This window comes from Streptomyces sp. NBC_01003, from assembly GCF_045162695.1.
Taxonomy (GTDB): Bacteria; Actinomycetota; Actinomycetes; order Streptomycetales; family Streptomycetaceae; genus Streptomyces.
The window spans coordinates 8,407,728-8,423,505 of record NZ_CP108707.1 but is presented as its reverse complement, the minus strand read 5'-3'; the positions used below and the strand labels follow the sequence as shown (position 1 = coordinate 8,423,505).

At 69.2% G+C, this 15,778-nt stretch carries 16 protein-coding genes; 5 read left to right on the top strand and 11 right to left on the bottom strand.

Annotation, left to right across the window (positions count from 1 at the left end; all coding sequences use genetic code 11):
• Positions 1–16: 16 nt before the first annotated feature.
• Complete coding sequence (locus OG698_RS38475) at positions 17–502, bottom strand: rhodanese-like domain-containing protein (RefSeq protein ID WP_406108588.1); 486 nt, start codon at positions 500–502, stop codon at positions 17–19.
• On the opposite strand from OG698_RS38475, the gene OG698_RS38470 reads away from it, so the two are divergent.
• Together OG698_RS38470 and OG698_RS38465 are read left to right on the top strand one after the other, a co-directional pair.
• Positions 480–659 carry a hypothetical protein gene (locus OG698_RS38470; protein ID WP_406108586.1) on the top strand — a complete coding sequence of 60 codons (180 nt, stop codon included), beginning with the start codon at positions 480–482 and terminating at the stop codon, positions 657–659. The two genes, OG698_RS38475 and OG698_RS38470, sit on opposite strands and share 23 nt — an antisense overlap.
• A complete protein-coding gene (locus OG698_RS38465; protein WP_406108584.1) occupies positions 649–1,104 on the top strand; it encodes an Lrp/AsnC family transcriptional regulator in 456 nt (151 codons plus the stop codon). Before OG698_RS38470 ends, OG698_RS38465 begins: the two co-directional genes overlap by 11 nt.
• 18 nt (positions 1,105–1,122) lie before the next feature.
• Here OG698_RS38465 and OG698_RS38460 read toward each other — a convergent pair whose 3' ends face one another.
• Together OG698_RS38460 and OG698_RS38455 are read right to left on the bottom strand one after the other, a co-directional pair.
• Positions 1,123–4,119, bottom strand: a complete 2,997-nt coding sequence (locus OG698_RS38460; protein WP_406108582.1) for an AAA family ATPase — start codon at positions 4,117–4,119, stop codon at positions 1,123–1,125.
• Entirely contained in the window at positions 4,116–5,279 is a 1,164-nt protein-coding gene (locus OG698_RS38455; RefSeq protein ID WP_406108580.1) for an exonuclease SbcCD subunit D, read from the bottom strand. Before OG698_RS38455 ends, OG698_RS38460 begins: the two co-directional genes overlap by 4 nt.
• Positions 5,280–6,003: 724 nt before the next feature.
• Here OG698_RS38455 and OG698_RS38450 point away from each other — a divergent pair.
• Positions 6,004–6,468, top strand: coding sequence for an ATP-binding protein (locus OG698_RS38450; protein WP_406108578.1), 465 nt, complete (start codon positions 6,004–6,006; stop codon positions 6,466–6,468).
• A 469-nt stretch (positions 6,469–6,937) separates the two neighbouring features.
• Positions 6,938–7,858 carry an RNA polymerase sigma factor SigF gene (locus tag OG698_RS38445; protein WP_406108576.1) on the top strand — a complete coding sequence of 307 codons (921 nt, stop codon included), beginning with the start codon at positions 6,938–6,940 and terminating at the stop codon, positions 7,856–7,858.
• A gap of 319 nt (positions 7,859–8,177) precedes the next feature.
• On the opposite strand, the gene OG698_RS38440 is transcribed toward OG698_RS38445, so the two are convergent.
• Entirely contained in the window at positions 8,178–8,384 is a 207-nt protein-coding gene (locus OG698_RS38440; RefSeq protein ID WP_406108574.1) for a hypothetical protein, read from the bottom strand.
• Between the two features lie 514 nt (positions 8,385–8,898).
• Positions 8,899–9,072 carry a hypothetical protein gene (locus OG698_RS38435; RefSeq protein WP_406111768.1) on the bottom strand — a complete coding sequence of 58 codons (174 nt, stop codon included), beginning with the start codon at positions 9,070–9,072 and terminating at the stop codon, positions 8,899–8,901.
• A 221-nt stretch (positions 9,073–9,293) separates the two neighbouring features.
• Between OG698_RS38435 and OG698_RS38430 the strand changes: the two genes are divergently transcribed.
• Complete coding sequence (locus tag OG698_RS38430; RefSeq protein ID WP_406108572.1) at positions 9,294–9,650, top strand: hypothetical protein; 357 nt, start codon at positions 9,294–9,296, stop codon at positions 9,648–9,650.
• A gap of 36 nt (positions 9,651–9,686) precedes the next feature.
• Here the strand turns inward: OG698_RS38430 and OG698_RS38425 are convergent, their stop codons facing one another.
• The 6 genes from OG698_RS38425 to OG698_RS38400 all read right to left on the bottom strand — a co-directional run bounded on the left by OG698_RS38425 (position 9,687) and on the right by OG698_RS38400 (position 15,505).
• Positions 9,687–10,937, bottom strand: a complete 1,251-nt coding sequence (locus OG698_RS38425) for a phospholipase D-like domain-containing protein (protein WP_406108570.1) — start codon at positions 10,935–10,937, stop codon at positions 9,687–9,689.
• Complete coding sequence (locus OG698_RS38420; RefSeq protein WP_406111522.1) at positions 10,934–11,077, bottom strand: transposase; 144 nt, start codon at positions 11,075–11,077, stop codon at positions 10,934–10,936. Before OG698_RS38420 ends, OG698_RS38425 begins: the two co-directional genes overlap by 4 nt.
• 730 nt (positions 11,078–11,807) lie before the next feature.
• Positions 11,808–13,094, bottom strand: coding sequence for a SpoIIE family protein phosphatase (locus OG698_RS38415; RefSeq protein WP_406108568.1), 1,287 nt, complete (start codon positions 13,092–13,094; stop codon positions 11,808–11,810).
• Entirely contained in the window at positions 13,094–14,026 is a 933-nt protein-coding gene (locus tag OG698_RS38410; RefSeq protein WP_406108567.1) for an alpha/beta fold hydrolase, read from the bottom strand. Before OG698_RS38410 ends, OG698_RS38415 begins: the two co-directional genes overlap by 1 nt.
• A 302-nt stretch (positions 14,027–14,328) precedes the next feature.
• Positions 14,329–14,532, bottom strand: a complete 204-nt coding sequence (locus OG698_RS38405) for a cold-shock protein (protein WP_406108565.1) — start codon at positions 14,530–14,532, stop codon at positions 14,329–14,331.
• A gap of 625 nt (positions 14,533–15,157) precedes the next feature.
• On the bottom strand, positions 15,158–15,505 hold the full coding sequence (locus OG698_RS38400) for a MerR family transcriptional regulator (RefSeq protein ID WP_406108564.1): 348 nt from the start codon (positions 15,503–15,505) through the stop codon (positions 15,158–15,160).
• Between the last annotated feature and the right edge of the window lie 273 nt (positions 15,506–15,778).

Genomic DNA, 15,778 nt, shown 5'->3' with positions numbered 1-15,778 from the left:
CGTTCCCGGCGCTCGCTCAGCAGCCGCAGTCGTCCGAGTCCACCGGCGCCGTCAGCGGGTCGGCGTCGCGCTGCGCGGGCCCCTCCCACGTCTCGTACGCGAAGCCCTCCCGCGCCCAGTACTCGAAGCCGCCGAGCATCTCCTTGACCTGGAAGCCGAGTTCGGCGAGGGCGAGAGCGGCGCGCGTGGCGCCGTTGCATCCCGGGCCCCAGCAGTACGTGACGACGGGCACGGACCTGTCGAGGAGCTGTTCGGCCTGCTCGGCGATGAGCGCGGTGGGCAGGTGGACGGCGCCGGGTACGTGCCCCTGGTCCCACGAGGCGGTGGAGCGGGTGTCGATGACGACGAAGCCCGGGTCTCCGCCCGCGGCGAGCGCCGAGGCGACGTCGGACACGTCGGCGTGGAAGGCGAGGCTCGCGCCGAAGTATGCGGCGGCTGCGGCGGGGGTCGCCGGGGGCACACGGAGCACGGAGTTGGGGGTGACGGTGGTGGTCGCGGTCATGATGTCGGCCTCCCGGGCGGATCGCTGCGGGCCGCACGACCGTGCCGCCCTCGACCAGAAATCTATGGTTCCCGGCGATCTTCCTGAAGTGACGATCCCCGGCATCGCCCTTGATCTGCCGGGGATGTCCCTGCTATTCCTGCCGCATGACCGGTGAATCCCCGTACGTCCCCGACGCCACCGACTGGCGCATCCTCGACGTCCTCCAGCGCGAGGGCCGGGCGAGCTACGCCGAGCTCGCCCGGGCCGTCTCCATGTCCGCGAGCGCCGTCACCGAGCGGGTGAAGCGCCTCGAGGAGGCCGGGGTGATCGCGGGGTACGCGGCGGTGGTCGTCCCCGAGCGGATCGGCCTGCCCATCCTGGCGTTCGTACGGCTGCGCTATCCGAACGGGCACTACAAGCCGTTCCACGACCTCGTCGAGGTGACGCCGGAGATCCTGGAGGCGCACCACGTCACCGGCGACGACTGCTTCGTCATCAAGGTCGCGGCCCGCTCGATGAAGCACCTGGAGGAGGTCTCCGGCAGGATCGGCGCGCTCGGCTCGGTGACGACCAGCGTGGTCTACTCGTCCCCACTGCCCCGGCGCCCGCTCGGCCACTGAACCGCCGCCAAAAGTGGCTCAGGTCCGCTGCCGTACGACCGAACCCGACCGCCCCTTCACGATCTCCAGCTGCGCGTGCACCCGGCGCCGCAGGTCGGCGACGTGGCTGACGATGCCGACGCTGCGGTCCCGCTCGCGCAGGGAGTCCAGGACGTCGAGCACCTCGTCCAGGGTCTGGTCGTCGAGGCTGCCGAAGCCCTCGTCGATGAAGAGTGTGTCGAGACGGACGCCGCCCGCCTCGTCCGTGACGACGTCCGCGAGCCCGAGGGCGAGGGCGAGCGACGCGAAGAACGTCTCGCCGCCGGAGAGTGTCGCGGTGTCCCGTTCGCGCCCCGTCCATGCGTCGACGACATGCAGGCCGAGGCCGGAACGGCCGCGCCCCGAACGGCCGTCGGAGTGCACGAGCGTGTAGCGGCCCGAGGACATGCGGGCCAGCCGCGCGGTCGCGGCGGCCGCGACCTGTTCGAGCCGGGCCGCGAGCACATAGGACTCCAGGCGCATCTTGCGCTCGTTGTCCGCGGACGTCCCAGCGGCGAGGCCTGCCATGCGCGCCACGCGGTCGTACGCGGCGCGCAGCGGTGCGAGCCGTCGCACGGCCGTGGCGCAGCGGGCCGAGAGCCGGTCGATCTCGGTGCAGCGGCGGGCCGCGTCGTCGCGCGCGGAGGCCGCCTCGCGCACCCGTCGGTCGGCCGCCTCGGCGGCATGCCGCGCCGCGGCCACATCGGCGGGCGCCTGCCGGGCCGCTGCCGCGGTGTCGTCCTCGGCCAGTACGGCGCGCACCGCGGCCTCCTCGGACTGGCGGGCGTCGAGCCGGTGTTGCAGCTCCCGATGCCGGGCGTCGTCCAGGAGGGCGGCGCCGGCGGCCTCCGGCGTGTCGAACCCGGCGCGGAACGCCGCGTCGGCGAGTCGCGCGTCGGCGTCCTTGAGCCGCTTGGCACAGTCGTCGGCGGTGCGGGCTGCGTCCGCGGCGGCCGTGAGCTGCGCCGCGAGGCGCTCCAGCTGCGCGGCGCGCGCGCCGACGCTGGCCTCCGCCCCGCGTGCCTGCGCCAACTCGCGCTCCAGGACGCCCTGCTCGCGGTCGAGGCTCTCGCGCAGGGTGGCGCGGGCGACGGCGCGACGGGCGGCTTCCTGCTGCGCGGCGAGTCTGCGGTCGTGCTCGCCCTCGGCCTGACCGAGGGCCTCACGCGCGGCGTGCAGCCCGGAGGCGAGGCCGCGCGCCTCGGCGTGTCGCGCGCGCAACTCGTCGGCCGCATCGGCGAGTTCCAGGGCGGATGCCTCTCCGGCGGCGGCCGTCGCGGCGGCGAGTGACTCGCGCACCGCGGCGAGCCGGCTCTCCTGCGCGGTGCGCGCGTCGTCCGCGCGGCGGTACGCGGCGAGGGCGGACTCCTCGGCGTCGCGGCCCACGTGCTCCGCGGTCTTGCGCATGGGGTCGGGGTGGTCGGTGGACCCGCACACCGCGCAGCTCTCGCCGGGGACGAGCTGCGCGGCCAGCTCGGCCGCGATCCCGTTCAGCCGCTGTTCCTTGAGGCCGAGCCAGTGCTCATGGGCGGCCGCGGCGTCCTCACGGGCGCGCAGGGTGCGGGTCTGGGCGTCGGCGGCCTCGCCGGTGAGCCCGTCGCGGCGCCGGGCGGACTCCAGCTTCTGCTGCGCGGGCTCCAGTTGACCCGCCAGGTGCTCGGCGCGCGTCGCGGCGTCCTGCGCGGACTCGACGGCTTCCTGGAGAACGGCCCGGGCGCTGTCCCAGCCGTCGAGCCAGCTCGCCGCGTCCTGGAGCAGCTCGTCGTCGGCGCGCTCCTCGCGGTCGAGTCCGTGGCGCTGCCCGGCGAGTTCCGTCAGGCGCAGCTCGGCGCGCCGGGCGGACTCCAGGCCGCCCAGCTCCTCGGCCGCCTTCCGCGCGGCGGTGGCGAGGCCCGCCGCGCCGGCTCCGTCGTACGACCCGGGCAGCGCGGCACGCGCGCGTGTGTCCTCGCTCGTGGCCCTGCGGTGTTCGGTTTCCGCGGCCTCGCGCAGCGCGAGTGCGGGGGCGACGGCCTCGGCCTTACGGCCCCACGCCATGCGCTCCTGGACCCGCCGGTGCTCGTCGGCACGCTCGTCGAGCCGAGCGGCCCGCTCCCGCGCCTCTTCGTACCGCTGCTGCAGCCGCTGCACTTCCTGTACGCCGCCCAGGTCGCGCTGCGCCTCGGTGCGTGCCGCGTCGGCGGCGGTCAGTGCGAGGTGCGCGACGGTGAGCCGCTCGCGGGTGGTGGAGCGGGCGACGGCGGCCCAGGTGAGGACGGAGTCGGCGAGCCCGGGGTCGCCGGGCGCGGCGTCGGTGGCGGGCAGTTCGACGATGTTCCCTGCGGCCTGCTGCATACGGTGGGCGTCAGCGAGCAACTCGGCGTCCGCCGCGCGCACTTCGCTCTCGGCGGCGCGGCGCCGCTCGGCGAGCCGCTGCTCGGCCGCGGCGAAGCGCCGGGTGTCGAAGAGCCGGCCGAGGAGCTTGCCGCGGGCTTCGGCGTCGGCCCGCAGGAACCGCGCGAAGTCCCCCTGGGGCAGCAGGACGACCTGGCAGAACTGTTCCTTGCTCATGCCGAGGAGCTGGCTGATCTCGTCGCCGATCTCCTGGTGGGAGCGGCTGAGGTCCTTCCAGGTGCCCGCCGTGGCGTCGTACTCGCGCAGCCAGCTCTGGGCCTTGTCCGTGGTGGTGCCCGTGCCGCGCTTCTTGGGGCGCTCCCACGGGGGCTGCCGGGTCAGCTCCAGGCGGCGGCCCGCGACGGTGAGGTCGAGGGCGACCTCGGTGCGCGTACCGGGCGCGGCGTGGTCGCTGCGCAGGGTCGTGCCCTGGCCGCCGCCCTGCCGGGCGCCGGGCACCGAGCCGTACAGGGCGTAGCAGACGGCGTCGAGGACGGAGGTCTTCCCGGCGCCCGTCGGGCCGTGGAGCAGGAAGAGGCCTGCCGATGACAGGTCGTCGAAGTCGACTTCCTGGCTTGCGCCGAAGGGTCCGAAGGCGGTGATCCGCAGCCGGTGGAGCCTCATCGGGCGACCTCGCGCCGGGTGTCGTCGATGCGTACGGCGTCGAGCGCCTCACGCAGGACGGCGCGCTCGCGCTCGTCGGGTCCGGCGCCGCGCACGTGGGAAACGAAGTCCTCCGCGATCTGCTGGTCGTCGCGCCCCTTGAGCCGCTGCGCGTACGAGACGTCGGGGTCCTCGGGGCCGCGCTGCGGGTCGAAGGCGAGGCTGAGGGTGTGCGGGAACCGCTCGGTGAGGCGGGCCATGGGGTCGTCGGGCCTGACCGGGTCGGTGAGGGTGGCCTCGACCCACGCCTCCTCGTGCGTGGCGAGGTCCGGGCGCGCGAGCAGGTCCGCGAGGTCCCCGCGGATCCTGGCGAGCGGCCTGGGTACCGGGCAGTCGACGCGCTCGGCGGCCGCGAAGCCGTACGCGTCCAGGTCGACGAGCCACATGCTCTTGCGGTGGTCGGCCTCGGAGAAGGAGTACGGGAGCGGCGAGCCGGAGTAGCGCACACGCTCGGAGATGACCTGGCTGCCGTGCAGATGGCCGAGCGCCACATAGTCGACGCCGTCGAAGACGCCGGAGGGGACGGCGGCGACCCCGCCGACAGTGATGTCGCGCTCGCTGTCGCTGGCCTCGCCGCCGGTGACGAAGGCGTGCGCGAGGACGACGGACCGGGTGCCTGCCGGGCGCTCGGCCAGATCGGCCCGCACCCGGTCCATGGCGGCGGCCAGGACGGCCTCGTGGCCCGGCTTCGACACCGCGAACTCGTCCTTCACCAGCGCCGGTTCGAGATAGGGCAGTCCGTAGAAGGCCACGTCACCCGTGACGTCCGGGATCAGGACGGGGGTCGCGCAGGCGCCGGGGTCGGTGCGCAGGTGGATGCCGGCGCGGCCGATGAGCCCGGCGCCGACGCCGAGGCGGCGCGCCGAGTCATGGTTCCCGGAGATCATCACCGTGGGGATGCCCTGCTCGGCGAGGCGGTGCAGGGCGTCGTCGAACAGCTCGACCGCGGCGAGAGGCGGCACCGCGCGGTCGTACACGTCGCCGGACACGACCACCGCGTCGACGGCCCGCTCACGGACGGTCGCGACAAGGTGACCGATGAACTCGGCCTGGGCTCCGAGCATGTTCACCCGGTGGAACGCCCGGCCGAGATGCCAGTCGGAAGTGTGCAGGATTCTCATGAAATCGCCCTGACCTGCACGTTTACCCCTACTGCGCCTCTAAAACCAGCACGAACCAGCACGAGGCTCGCCGTCAACTCTGGCCACGCTAACGCATGTCGCCCCCGGACCCACCACTCACCTCAGATCAGCCTGGTAATTGAAAATTCTCTCCCGATGTCGCCCCCTCTCACTGCCAGGCGCGCGATACCGGACCGTCCACCCATCACTGCACCGCGCGTCCGGCGCGGATGCGTCCGATGACGCCGATCCGTCTGACATCAAGAGCCGACCGACCTCTCCGCCGGACGCGCCTCCCGGTCTCGTTCGATCACCGGAGAACCCCAGGCCCGCATCCCAGGTTCGGCACGTGGCCGGCGTTCGGTTCAGCTCCGCACCCGGTGGAGGTTGTTTCATTGCCCGAGAGGGTCACGAAGGAAAAGGTGCTCGTCTACGTCGTGTGCGACGGGAGGCTCCTGGTGTTCCGCCGCACCGACTACTCCTACGAGGAGGTCCTGGGGCGCACTCGCCCTTCCAGGAACAGGCCCAGAACGTGACGGGCGGAGCAACGTAGTCGAACATCTCTACCGGCGAGCCTCGATCTGCTCCTTGGTTCCCCTGAGCTGCGGCCACGGACGGGCCTCCTGTGGCGGAGTTAGACCCCGGCCGATGAGGGCAGAAGCACGGTTCACGAGACCAGGTCTTCTCCTCGACGGAGGTTCAGCGCATGGGTCAGCCACACGTTATGAGGAACCGGCACACCGACCACGCTCAGCGGACGACGTGCCCAGCCACGGCAGCCCAGGCACGCGACGACATGCGCGAGTTCTTCTCCGAGCTGTCGCCCGCCCCGACCCCCGAGTGCACGGACAACGCCGTCCTGGTCGTCTCCGAGCTGGTCACGAACGCACTGCGGCACGCGGGAGGGCTCACCGCCCTGCGACTGGCCGCGGATCGCACCACGCTGGAGATCACTGTGCGGGACCCCAGCCACGCACCACCGCGCGAGCGCCCGCCGGATCTCGACGGGGCCGGGGGCGGATTCGGCTGGCAGCTGGTCCGCTTCGTCTCCCGTACGGTCGCCGTCACCCCCTCCCGCCACGGGGGCAAGAGCGTACGCGCCGTCCTCCCTCGTTGCCCCGCGTCGTGGAGGGCCGGGGCAACGAGGGAGGACGGCACAGAGCGGACACGGTGGCGAGAGCTTCACTGACCGAGGGGTGGCTGGGAAGGAGCGCACCGCTGCCCGTCCGGGCAAGGAGGCCGCCAAGCCGGTGGCCCACACCGGCGAGCGACAGAGCGCCGCCGCAACGGCGCCGGCAGAGGGTGAGCAGATCGTAGAGCCCCCGGGAGCCGCAAAACGTCAGCGCAGTGACGTCCAGAACAAGGTAGCGGTGACCACCGGCGGCCATCGATCCGACAGAGGCGAGGAACAACTGCTCGGTCCCATCGGTCCCAGAAAGTCTGTGTGCGACATCGCGCCTCCGAGGGACCCGCTGGCCGATGGCACGCAGGCGGCGCCAGGCCACCGGCCGGAGCGGGCGCGGTTGGCCGCGCACCCCCGTTCGGGCCGGCCCGTCCGAGGCGGAGAGGAGTGTTTCCCGCTGCGAAGTGCATGAAAGCGCAGTCCAGGGGCAGACGCTGTCTCTGTGTACGGAACGGGGCGATCAGGGAGGGTGACCATGGTGACGGTGGCGCAGACGAAGAGCGCAGACCGGGCAGGGGCATCGACGCGATCCACCCTGGAGTCCCCTGCCTCTGTGGGAGACCTGCCCTGGATCGAAGAGGCAGTCAAGATCGCGCCGAAAGACGCACGAGACCTCTCGAAGGTGTTCTTCGACCGGCTCCAGCTCATGGAAGAGGGCACCCAGGAGTATCAGTACGCCCGCAACACGCTCATCGAGATGAACCTGTCACTCGTACGGTTTGCCGCAGGCAGGTTCCGCAACCGGGGCCAGGGCGACCTGGAGGACATCGTCCAGGTCGGAACGATTGGGCTCATCAAGGCGATCGACCGGTTCGACCTGTCACGCGAGGTCGAGTTCTCCACCTTCGCCGTCCCCTACATCGTGGGCGAGATCAAGCGGTTCTTCCGCGACACGACCTGGGCCGTCCACGTGCCGCGGCGCCTGCAGGAACTGCGCGTGGACATGGCCAAGGCCAAGGAGCAGCTGGCCACGGAACTGGACCGCGACCCGACGGTCAGGGAACTCGCCGAGCACCTCGACATCAGCGAGGACGAGGTCACCGAAGGAGTCGTCGCGGCCAACGGTTACACGGCCGGCTCACTGGACGTTCCCGTCGACTCCGGTGACAGCGGCCAAGGCGGCCCCTCGGGACGCACCGTGGCCGACCTCATGGGCGAGCCGGACCCCGGTATGGTCATGGTTGAGGACCTGCACACCTTGGCCCCTCTCCTGGAAGAGCTCGGTGAGCGCGATCGCAGCATCATCGAAATGCGCTTCGGCCAGGAAATGACCCAGAGTCAGATTGGCGAGGAACTCGGCATCTCCCAGATGCAGATCTCCCGACTGCTCGCCCGCACCCTCACCAAGCTTCGCACCGGAATGTCGGCCGAGAACAACACTCCGGTCCAGCCCTGAGCCGTCGGTCCGATCTGCAGAGCGCCCGCCTCGACCAGCCCCATCCGGTCGGGGCGCCGCTGCTTTTCGAAGTCGTGGATGTACCGGCCAGGTCGTGCCGGCAGCCGGCGAAGGCCGCCTCCTGGGCGTCGAGCCGAACGATCAGGCCGGTTCCGCTCGAACACCTCCATGTGTGGGGGCCGGCAGATAGCGGCACAGGACCGCGCCGAGGATTCCGATCCCTTCCAACCTGACTCTGCCTACTGGGCCGACCCCGCCCGAGTGGAGGTGAATCGCACCATGGGTTCCCTGTCCAGGCCGGATCCGAGTGCTTCTCCGCTCAGCTGCCAGGGATTTCGTCGGTCAGCTCTTCCATCCGCAGCAGGTCGTGCGGATTCAAGCCGGTCAGCTCTGCGACTTCGGCAACATCGGCACCTCGGCGGACGGCCAGAACCGCGTCCAGCTCGACGTCGGCGCGTGCCGCGTCGACCGCGGCCTCCATATCGCGCAGACGGGTGACAGCCAGTTCGAGAGGTGCGAGATCCATAGCCGAATGCCCTCACGGTCGACCGCACCGTCAGCCGGCCGATTTTCCGGATCGATTGTCTACTGCCTGATTTTCCAGGGCAGTTCAGCGGCTGATGCCCGGCCCCGACAAGGCCTGCCGGCCATGCCCATGCGATCTCCACCGACATCCGGCGCCTCGCCCACCCACTCCCCCGGAGACTACGGACAGCCCAACGCCGGTCAGCATCGGAGAGTGGACATCGCCTCGAAACCGGTGACTTCCGAGATGCCGTACGGGGCTGTGGACGGCCTTGCCCAAGGGAAGATTTACATCGTTATCGAGTACCAGCCTCGTTCCACAGCGGGGAGGACTACCACACCTGCGGTGCGCGAAGTGCGTCGCCAGGTGCGTGGGATGCCGACGGGGCCCGACGGCGTTCCTTCCGTCGGGCCCCGTGTTCGGTACGGAGGCTGACGTGCGTCTGCAGAGTGCGTTGGCCGCTTGGCCCGCAGCAACTCCCAGGCTTCAACGCCCAGCCGTGCGTCCCAGACGCTTAGAAGTAGTGCTTGCGCCCGCCGACCTGGCGTCCGGCCGCGCCGAGGATCCACAGAATCGCACCGACTACGACGAGCACACCGCCGACGGTCGTCAGCAGCGAGACACCGACCAGAAGGCCGATGAGGAGCAGAATGGCGCCAAGGATGAGCATGTCGGTTCCGATCTTCATGTCATTTCGGTGCGTACGAGCCGTTGACTCACCTGGCTCGCAGCACCCTCTTCGAGCCCGTCGCACACCGAGGGCCCGGCGAGAGCCCGGCGTCGCCCGTGAAATGGGCGGCGCCCGGTCTCTGTCGTGCTCTCTCCGTGTGCCCCGCCTTCGAACGCGCATGCGCATGTGGCCGCTGGACTGCCCGTTGGGGTGTGGAGAGGCCGGGTTACTCTCCAGCCATGAGCACTGTGGATCCCTTGCTGAAGAGGTTGACCGACCGAGTGGAGAGGGAGGGCCTCACCCTGCCGATCACGCTCGTCGTGAGCGGTACCACCGTTACCGGAGAGGTGGTGCCGCATGCCGTCTGGGCAGCCCACATCGCAGAGCAGCTCGCCGATTCAGAGAGCCGGGCGAGCGTCTTCTCCGCCGATTTCGCGTGGGAAAAGGACCAGCCGGAGCGAGACGGCCGCTACCTCCACTTGAACGGTGGCAAGGTCGTCAGCGCTGGAGCCGCGTTCCCCGAGCGTGGTGGTCTGTTCCGCATTGGGCTCGATGAGGTGAGCGGTTGGTTCCTGGGCGAGATCCAGGTCCACTGACGCAGGGAAATCCGTCATACGGGCCGCCCCAACAGGTCAGAGGAAGCGGCGCATCGGCATGACGGACGCTTCCTTGACGCGCTGGAGGGGCGAGCGCCGCTTCCAGCGGCCGGGCCTGATCGGCTCGCTGTGTTCGAGGTCTTGCGTGAAATGGTCCTCGAGTATCGCGGTGAAGGCAGGGTCCAGGACGGCGAGCATGACCTCTTCGTCGTGGTCCAGGGAGCGGCGGTTGAAGTTCGTCGAGCCGACGAGTGCCATGGTGCGGTCGATGGTGACGACCTTGGTGTGGAGCATCGTGGGCTGGTACTGGAAAATCTTCACGCCGCAGGCGGTGAGGTCCTCGTAGTAGTGCTGCCCTGCCAACTGGCAGACTCTTTTGTCCGTGTGCGGGCCCGGCAGCAGGATCTCGATCTCGACCCCACGGCGGGCGGCGGCGCACAGCAGCTCGATGAAGTACGCGTCCGGTGCGAAGTAGGCGGTGGCCAGCCGGATTCGCTCCTCCGCCGACTCGATCACCACGCGGAACAGGGTCTGCATGTCCTGCCAGCCGAAACTGGCCGAGCCCCGCACCACCTGCACGACCGCCCCGCCCTGCGGGGTATGGGGGCTGAACCGGTCTCGGTCGTCGAAGAGTTCGTCGTGGCACTCGGCCCAGTTCTGAGCGAAAGCGGCGGCCAGCCCGTCCACGGCCGGCCCGCGGACCTGGACGTGGGTGTCGCGCCATTCGTTCGGGTTACGGGCATCTCCGCACCACTCCTCGGCGATGCCGACACCGCCGGTGAAGGCCGTCTCCTCATCGACCACCAGCACCTTGCGGTGGCAGCGGTGGTTCTGCTTCAGGGGTGACAGATACAGTGGCTTGCGGAACCAGGCCACCTGCACGCCGGCCCGCTCCATCGAATCCAGCTGGTCCTTCTCGATGAGCCGGCTGCCGAATCCGTCCAGCAGCAGACGCACCCGCACTCCTTCGCGCGCCCTCTCCGCCAGCGCGTCGGCGAACTGCTGGGCGATCTCGCCCTTCCAGTACACGAACGTCACCATGTCGACCGTGTGCCGGGCAGACCGGATGCTGTCCAGCATGGCGCCGAAGATCTCGTCGCCGTTGCGGAGCGGGACCAGCGCGTTGCCTTCGGTCGCTGCGATGCCTATGAGTCTCTCCAGCCGCCGTCTGAGCCTCTGGGCACGTTCATCGAGGCCGGCAGCGACGCTTTCCTCCTTCGAGTGCGAAACGCTGGGTGCTTCCGCTCGCTCGGGCAATTCTGCGGGAGCACTCTCTGTGTGTGTCATGGGTGCACCTTCCTGGACGGCGGCAGCCGGGTGAACACGATGCGATACAGCGCGGCGTTGGCCTGTCGATCGCCGCCCAAGTTGAGCCGACGCGAGCTCCAACAGGCCGAGGAGTACTCGACGGGGCTGACTCCGCACAGCGGCGAACGACGCCTCGGTGCTCAGCCACTCGGGGTTGTCTCCCGTGGAGAGGTCACCACACCGGCGGCAGGATCACAGCGCCGCCTGTTGATCCTCGCGGGGTTTCGCAGGCGAGTGGAAAGGCAATCGCCGCGAGCGTGGCCGCCTCCTCGAATCACCACCGTGGACAACGCTTGAGGCGAGTTGGCCTTCCAGTACCTGTAGGCGCTGCCCTCTGGCCTACGAGTCGCATCCGGACGGGCAGGGCTTTCCGCGCTCGCTCCACTCTTGATCGTTTCTCGGCCTCGAGGTTGGCCTCAAAACCACAGGTCAGCACCGGCAGAGCGGCGTCTTCGACACTGGCAGAGCAACAGGCAGCACGTGATGAGTCGCTTGAAGGCACGTTTCTGGTGATCAGCGGGCTGCGGAACGGGGGTTGACGGCCGTTGATGCCTCGGGGTGGAGCGTGAAGACCTGGTCCAGGTCGGCGATGCGCAGGATCCGGACGGTGTGGGCAGGGACCGCGACCAGAGCTCTCTGTAGCCACGTTGCGTGCCGCCGGCAGTGCCGTGATGCCGTTGGAGTCGCAGAACTTCAGGTCGGCCGGATCGAGGACCTGCAGTTGCCCACTTACCTGGGTGAGGCTGTCCATGACGCGGCGAAGTTCGGGTGCCGTCGCGTAATCGAGATCACCAGCGATCTCCAGTACGGGACCGGTGGCTGCGTCCCGGACAGTGATCGTCAGCCTGCTCAGGTCAGGTCTTCGCTCGCGGGAGTGGGGAGCGGTGCGGGCACGCCGAGGGCGAGCAGCGCGGTGTCGTCGTCGAGTCCGTCGCCGAAGCCGGCGAGCAGGCCGGCCAGGGCGGTGATCAGGGCCTGGGGCCCAACTGCGGGTTGTTCGGCGGCGAAGGCGCGCAGGGCGTCGTCGCCGTAGAGCTCACGCTTGGGCCCGGTACGGGCTTCGGTCAGTCCGTCTGTGTAGAGCAGCAGGGTGTCGCCGGGGAACAGTTGAGTGTGGGCGGCTGTGAACCGTGCCTCGGGCAGGACGCCAATGAGCATGCCACAGGGGGTGGGCAGGTAGTGCGCGGTGTTGTCGGCCCGTTGGATCAGTGCGGAGGGGTGGCCGCCGGAGGCCAGGTGCACTCTGACTTGTCCGCCACCGGGGTGGAGGACGCCGAAGATGGCGGTGCAGTAGCGGGGGTCACCGCTCCGGTACCGCTCGTTCAGCACGGTGTTCAGGGTGGTCAGCACGGCGACGGGGTCCGGGTCGTGCAGGGCGGCCGCCCGCAGTGTGTAGCGGGTCAGAGAGGTGACCGCGGCGGCCTGAGGGCCTTTGCCGCACACGTCGCCGAGGAAGAACGCCCACCGGTCCTCGCCGAGGGGGAACAGGTCGTAGAAGTCTCCGCCGAGCAGATCCGGAGAGGCGGTGTGGTAGTAGGAGTCGGCCTCCAGGCCCGGAACCATGGGCAGTTCGGCGGGCAGCAGGCTCTGCTGAAGGACGGCGAGAGCTTCCTGGAGCCGCTCGCGGTCGGCCTCGGCCTGCCGGCGCGCATCCTCGGCCATTTGGCGAGCGCGCAGCAACTCGGTCTCGTAGGCGCGGCGGCTGCGGGCGTCGAAGATGGTGGTGCGGACAAGCATCGGTTCGCCGTCGTGGCTGGTCTTCACCGTCGAGGTGACGAGCACCGGCATCCGCTGCCCGTTGGCGGTCTTGATGTCGAGGGCGATACCGCCGACCTCACCGTTCATCTGCAACAGGGGGGCGAAGTGCGTCTCGTGGTAGAGCTTCCCGCCCACGGTGAGCAGATCGATGAACCGCATCCGACCAACCACCTCCCGCCTGGACAGGCCCAGCCACTCCAGCAAGGTGGTGTTGATCTTCGCGATGGTGCCGTCCATCAGAGTCGACAGGTAGCCGCACGGAGCCTGCTCATACAGCTCCTCTGCGCTGTCCTCCAGGAGAGCGGTGAAGGCCACACCCGTGGCCTCCGCACCAGGATCCTGCCCCTGGTCCGGATCCTGGTCGGTGCGGCGGCACATCACCGGGCCACTTGCATGAAGTCGGCGATCGCCTCAGCAGTGGCCTGCGGTGCACTCAGCTGCGGGCAGTGCCCCGTCGCCTCCAGCGTGACCAGGCGGCTGCCGGGGATCGCGGCGTGGACGAAGGCACCGACCTCGCGGGGGGCGATCACGTCCTGCTTGCATTCCAGCACCAGCGTGGGCACCGCGACCGTCTTGAGGTCTTCACGGCTGTCGGACAAGAACGTCGTACGGGCGAAGACCCGGGCCATGTCCGGGTCGGTCGCACAGAACGACGCAGTCAGCTCCTTGCCGAGTTCCGGTTGGTCCGCGTTACCCATGATCCCCGGGGCCATCGCCGCCGACCAGCCCAGATAATTCGACTCCAACGACTCCAACAACTCATCGATGTCGTCCGCGCTGAACCCGCCCCGGTACCCGTCCTCGTCTATGTAGCAGGGCGACGGAGCCACCATCACCAGCCGGGAGAACCGCTGCGGCGCCTTGGCCGCTGCGAGAACCCCGACCACGGCACTGACCGAATGCCCCACGAAGGTCACTTCCCGCAGATCGAGCTCCTCGCAGATCTCGAGCACATCCAAGGCATAGCCTCCCAGGGAGCTGTAGCGCTGCTCACTCCAAGCCGAAGGGTCCGAGTGGCCGGAGCCCACGTAATCGAAGAGCACCACCTGGAAGCCCTCGGCCAGCATGGGGACCACCAGGCGCCACATGTTCTGGTCACAGCCGAACCCGTGCGCCAGCAGGAGCACAGGCCCGTCCTTGCGGCCGGTGACGGTGACGTTGTTTCTGCGACGGATGTCTGTGCCCTCCGTTTTCCTCTCACTCGGAGCGAGCGCACCGAAGCAGCTGCCCCGGCCCGAATCGGCGACCGAGCCGAAATCGCGGCCACGAGGACTGGTGGAAAAGTGATCGTCCGTATGCGTGGAGTCCATTAAGGGCCCTCCTTGATATGGCACGCTCAACGAATTCCCGCCGGACAAGAGCCGTGCCGGAATCCATGAGCGAGCCGAATGGAATGCGAAACACATCTGACCGCCCGCAGTGAATCCGATACAGACGCAGGCGTGAAATCAAGGATCTCGAAACGGGTGCCACTTCGGGACAGCCCTCACCCCTGGATAATATCGGCTGGCGATGTTATTCCCACGCGTGACTCCACCACGCGAAATTTCCCACAATTCGGGACCACGTCCCCAAAGATTCCGGCCCCGGCGCCGCAGAGTGCGCGTCGAAGTCAGGCGGGAACGATGTTCTCGGCCATCGGGCCCTTCTGGCCCGGCACGATGTCGAAGGTGACCTTCTGACCTTCGAGCAACTCACGGAAGCCATCGGCCGCGATGTTCGAGAAGTGGGCGAACACATCGGCACCGCCATCACCCTGCTCGATGAAGCCGAAACCCTTTGCCGCGTTGAACCACTTCACAGTGCCAGACGCCATGTAATATCTCCTTTGGGGCAGTACGGCGGGACCCGCAAATACACGGATACCGGGCCGCCGCGATGACACCCCTCCCGGGATGACCGGAAACACAAAAGCGCTCCCAACGGCCGAAAATACCGTCAGAGGCGCTTGAATTTTGGGAACCAATACGGCAACCGAGACCGACAGTAGCATGCCATAGCGGCGCTGTGAATAATGCGATCCCATTCTTCTCGTCGCGATAAAAACACTCCGGGCACGGTGCGCTAAATCCTCACCTCACGGCCGCAGCTATCGATCGATCCGGAGCACAACATTCAGGTAAGCGCGGTCGCCGTGCACGAACGGGTCCGCACCGCCACCGTCCATACGCCCCGCCACCGGGCAGAACGACCGGCGCGTCACTTGCCGCCGTGGATGCGGGATCCGACGGAACCCGGCCGCACTCCCTCAGGACATCGCGAACCGGCCCTTCACCCCACCACACCCGACACGAACCCGAACGCCTCAGCAGCTGGGCGTTCGCCGACACCGACTACACCAAGCACGTCGGACCTCGCCGCGCTGGTGGCGCCCGGAACGCTCTGCGTTCCGGGCACCCCGCGTGGCGGAAGCCGCGAAGTCCCTGGGCCGTTGCGGCCCGCTAACCGTCTGCGGCCGGGGCCGTGGGGCTCGCTGCTTCCGCGGCGCGCCGGTATTCGGCGTTGATGCGCTGGGCTTCTTCGAGCTGGTCCTCGAGGATGACGATGCGGCAGGCAGCCTCGATCGCGGTGCCCTGGTCGACGAGTTCCCGGGCACGGGCCGCGATGCGCAGCTGGTAGCGGGAGTAACGGCGGTGGCCCCCCTCGGAACGGAGCGGGGTGATCAGGCGGGCTTCGCCCAGGGCGCGCAGGAAGCCCTGAGTGGCGCCGATCATCTCGGCGGCCCGGCCCATCGTATAGGCCGGGTAGTCGTCGTCATCGAGACGGCCGAACGAGTCGTCTGCGGTCATTTGCACCTCTCTCATGGAACGCGTGGAGGGGCCCCGATGCCTTTTGGCACCAGGGCCCCGAAGGAACTGCTACACCATCTGCCGGCCCTGATACTGCGCCGGCCTTCTGTTTCCGCGTGCCCACCCGGGAGGGGGCGGGAACTGCGGGGATCGCGGTTGCTTGACCGGAGACCACCTCACTTTCGATGTCCTGCGGTACCCGGGCTCAAGGCATTCGCCCGGGCGATCCTGATGGCGCCTGGCTCCTCCGTTCTTCCCTCTGGGATCACTTAC